The sequence below is a fragment of the Mesorhizobium sp. M2C.T.Ca.TU.002.02.1.1 genome, assembly GCF_003997225.1.
Genome location: NZ_RZTO01000649.1, coordinates 1 through 3,598, shown reverse-complemented (window position 1 = coordinate 3,598; position 3,598 = coordinate 1). Strand labels below are relative to the sequence as shown.

Genomic DNA, 3,598 nt, shown 5'->3' with positions numbered 1-3,598 from the left:
CGACCAGAGCTCGTCCAGCATGGTCAGCGCCGCGCTTGGCTGCGCGGATTTCAGCAGCCCCTGCTGCGCGGCGGCCTTCTTGAAGGCGGCAAAGGCGATGGCCGGCCGGCAGGTGCCCGCGATCGCGTCATCCACCAGCCGGACCGCTTCGAGATAGGCCGGCGCCTCCTTGTTCTTCCAGGCTCCGGAGAGCGCCTTCTTGGCCTCTGCGACGGTGGCGACCACCATCGAGCCGCCGTTGACGAAGCGGATGGTGAGCGGCAGGAAACGGCTCATCGGCTTATCACCATCCGAACCATTGGCGCGCTCGCCAGGCAAGGCCGACAAAAGGCGCGGCCGTGATCATGGCGGCGACGAGGACAAGAAGTGGATTCATAGGCATGGACTTCATGGTGCACCACAAGATTGGGAATGGCCGTAAACGATGACTTGGCCAGTCGGTTGCATTTCGCCCGGCGGTTCGGAGGCTACATGTTGCTCGCGGGCCGGATTGGCGTCGCCGGCCGATGTGGTGGCCTGGGACTGCGCTTGGCCGCCACATCCGCGAGCGAGGCGCGGATCATCCTGGCGGGAATCAGTGGTGCGGCGGCGCGCCGGCGCAGCAATGCGGCCGAGAGCGTGCCGATGAGAGTTCGAACGTCCATGGGACTCCTCCTGAAGAGTCCCCCCAAATGACGAAAGGCTAGCACCACGCTCGGGTGGCCGCATTTAACTTTGATGTAGGCCGAAACGTCTTGGCGAGGCGCGACGAGCCGGGCCAACCTTTTCTGACGACATGCGTTGTCCCCTGAAAGGAGACCACCATGCCGACCAGCAACCGAACCGAATCCGACGCAGCCAAGAAATCAGCCGCGGGCAAGAGAGCGGACACGGCGAAGACAGCGCGCAGGCAGCGCGGCCTTCAGCGCAAGGTCGACGCCGCCGACCGCAGCAAGCCGAAGCCGAAACCGCCGGGGGCCATGCAAGCCGGGGCGCGCCGGTACCCCGTGCCGCCTTTCCCGAAGCAGCATCATCCCAAGCCCGGAGAGGAATGGGCGATCGAGCCGGCGCCGCTCTACGATGCACCGTTCTGGCAAGGGTCCGGCAAGCTCAAGGACAAGATCGCGCTTGTCACCGGCGGCGATTCCGGCATCGGTCGTGCGGTGGCGGTGCTGTTCGCGCGCGAGGGCGCCGACGTCGCCATCGCCTATCTGAGCGAAGACCGTGACGCCAGGGCGACGAAGCAGGCGGTCGAGGCGGAGGGAAGGCGCTGCATCGCCTTGCGCGGCGATGTCGCCAAACGTGCATTCTGCCGTAAGGCTGTGGCTGCGACGCTCAAGGCCTTCGGCAAGCTCGACGTGCTGGTCAACAACGCCGCTTTCCAGATCCATACCGCCGATTTCACCGATCTCACCGAGGCGCATTTCGACATGACGCTGAAGACCAATCTCTACGGCTATTTTCACATGGCGCAGGAAGCCGTGCCGCACATGAAACCGGGCTCGGCGATCGTCAACACCGGCTCGGTCACCGGCATCGAGGGCTCGAAGGAACTGGTCGACTATTCCATGACCAAGGGCGGCATCCACGCCTTCACCCGCGCGCTCTCCGGCAATCTCATATCGAAGGGCATCCGCGTCAACGCGGTGGCACCCGGTCCGGTCTGGACGCCGCTCAATCCGTCCGAAAAACAAGCGGAAGATGTTTCGCAGTTCGGCGCCAAGACGCCGATGAAGCGGCCCGCCCAGCCGGAGGAGATCGCGCCGGCCTTTGTGTTCCTGGCCTCGCCGCAATGCTCGAGCTACATCACCGGCGAGATCCTGCCGATCATCGGGGGGTACTGAATCACGAGCGCCGACCAAGAGGAGGATCCCATGAAGAAAGCGCTTATCATAGCGGCCTTCGCTCTGATCCCGACCCTGCCGGCTGTCGCGCAGACCGCCCAGCAGCAGGACGAGCAACCGAAGGATCAGCAGATGCAGAACTGCCAGGCCAAGCCCGACGCCAATGGCCAGCAGCAGAAACAGAAGCAAGAGGCCGATACGGATGAGCTGTCGAAACAGCTCGGCAATTGCGGCGGTGTGCTGAAGCCGCCGCCGACCGGCGACAAGAACGCGACGACACCGCCACCGACCGGCAGCGACATGCCCGTGATCAAGCCGGGCCAAGTGCCACCACAGACGGGCCAATGAGGCCCGAATCGTCAACCGAGTGTCAGTGTTTGCCCTTCTCGCTTTCGGCCGGCTTGACGGGTGGCAGGCCGTGGGCTTCGCGGATCATCTGCAATGCCTCGTCGCGGGTGAGGCCGCATTTGCGCGCGAAGTAAGCCGCCTCATCGATCTCGGCGCGCGAGGCCGCCGCGATCCAGGAACCAGTCCGTCTGTCCTTCTTCTTGGTCATCGATTCACCCGCATGAATCATTTAGTCAACTAATTATAAGCCTGTGGGTCGCCGGTGCAAAATTCGCCGGCAATTTATTCGGAGCCTGCCGTCGACCTGTGCTCATCGGGGAACCATTGCGCCGGCCCTGGATTGTGATTTGCGGGCCGCGTCAGCCGGACCTGGTGGCAAAGAGAACAGGGCTGGTTTCTCCGGCTTCACGCCCTGGCCAACGAAAAGGCAGTCGAGCTCTTGTCCCACCCGGCCCGCTCCTTATCGGGCTGGGCACCAAATGGCAGAGCAGACACAACGCACCAAAGCCGACGCCCAAGCCGCGGCTGCAACTGCGCCGCGCTGGGTCGACGAAGGCTGGATATTGCTCAAGGAAAGCGTCGCCGGCTATGTCAACGACAATGCGCTGAGCCATGGTGCGGCGATGGCCTTCTACGCCGCCACCTCGCTGGCGCCGATCCTGCTGATCGTCGTGGCGATCGCCGGTTTCGTCATCGGCAACGATGCCGCCCAGTTGGCGCTGTCGGCCGAGATATCCGGCGTCATGGGTCCGCAAAGCGCCGAACTGCTGAAGGCCACGATCGAAACCGCTTCGCACCGCTGGTCGGGCACTTTAGCCACGCTCATCGGATTGGTGACGCTCTTCGTCACCGCGTCCGGCGTCTTCGGCGAGATGCAGCAGTCGCTCAATGAGGTATGGAAGGTGAAGCCCAACGGCGTGTCGCTGTCGCGCCTGGTGCGGGCGAGGGCGGCAAGCCTCGGTCTCGTGACGGCGCTCGGCTTCCTGCTCCTGGTGTCGCTCGCGGCGAGCACGGCGATCGCCGCGCTCGGCGACACGATCAACCGCAGCCTGCCCTTCGGAGAATTGATCGTCAGCGCCGTCAACACCACTGTCTCCTTCGCGCTGGTCGCGCTGCTCTTCGCGGCAATTTACAAGGTCCTGCCGGATCGCACGCTCAAATGGCGCGATGTTAGCGTCGGCGCGCTGGTCACGGCGCTGCTCTTCACCATCGGCAAGTCGCTGATCGGCTGGTACATCGGCACCAGCGCCATCGCCACCTCCTATGGCGCGGCCGGCGCGCTGATGGTGGTGCTGGTCTGGGTCTATTACTCGGCGCAGATTTTTCTCTTCGGTGCCGAGATCACGCGCACCTATTCGGTGCGGCGAGGCAGCCGGCGCGACCTCGCACCGATCGTGGCAGACACACGCGACCGGGCTGTGCCACGC

6 protein-coding genes are annotated in these 3,598 nt (G+C 64.3%); 3 read left to right on the top strand and 3 right to left on the bottom strand.

Annotated elements, in window-relative coordinates; all coding sequences use genetic code 11:
* Together EOD07_RS26815 and EOD07_RS37805 are read right to left on the bottom strand one after the other, a co-directional pair.
* Window positions 1-276, bottom strand: a 276-nt coding sequence (locus EOD07_RS26815; RefSeq protein ID WP_127237555.1) for a DUF982 domain-containing protein, incomplete at its 3' end; no start/stop codon positions are given.
* Window positions 277-467: 191 nt separating this feature from the next.
* A complete protein-coding gene (locus EOD07_RS37805) occupies window positions 468-644 on the bottom strand; it encodes a hypothetical protein (protein ID WP_164772559.1) in 177 nt (58 codons plus the stop codon).
* A gap of 159 nt (window positions 645-803) precedes the next feature.
* Here EOD07_RS37805 and EOD07_RS26810 point away from each other — a divergent pair, with 159 nt between their 5' ends.
* Complete coding sequence (locus EOD07_RS26810; protein WP_127237554.1) at window positions 804-1,823, top strand: SDR family oxidoreductase; 1,020 nt, start codon at window positions 804-806, stop codon at window positions 1,821-1,823.
* Between the two features lie 30 nt (window positions 1,824-1,853).
* A complete protein-coding gene (locus EOD07_RS26805) occupies window positions 1,854-2,171 on the top strand; it encodes a hypothetical protein (RefSeq protein ID WP_127237553.1) in 318 nt (105 codons plus the stop codon).
* 22 nt (window positions 2,172-2,193) lie between these two features.
* Here EOD07_RS26805 and EOD07_RS26800 read toward each other — a convergent pair whose 3' ends face one another.
* Complete coding sequence (locus tag EOD07_RS26800) at window positions 2,194-2,379, bottom strand: hypothetical protein (RefSeq protein WP_127237552.1); 186 nt, start codon at window positions 2,377-2,379, stop codon at window positions 2,194-2,196.
* Window positions 2,380-2,650: 271 nt separating this feature from the next.
* Here EOD07_RS26800 and EOD07_RS26795 point away from each other — a divergent pair.
* Window positions 2,651-3,598: YihY/virulence factor BrkB family protein (locus EOD07_RS26795; RefSeq protein ID WP_164772558.1), on the top strand; the 948-nt coding region annotated here is incomplete at its 3' end.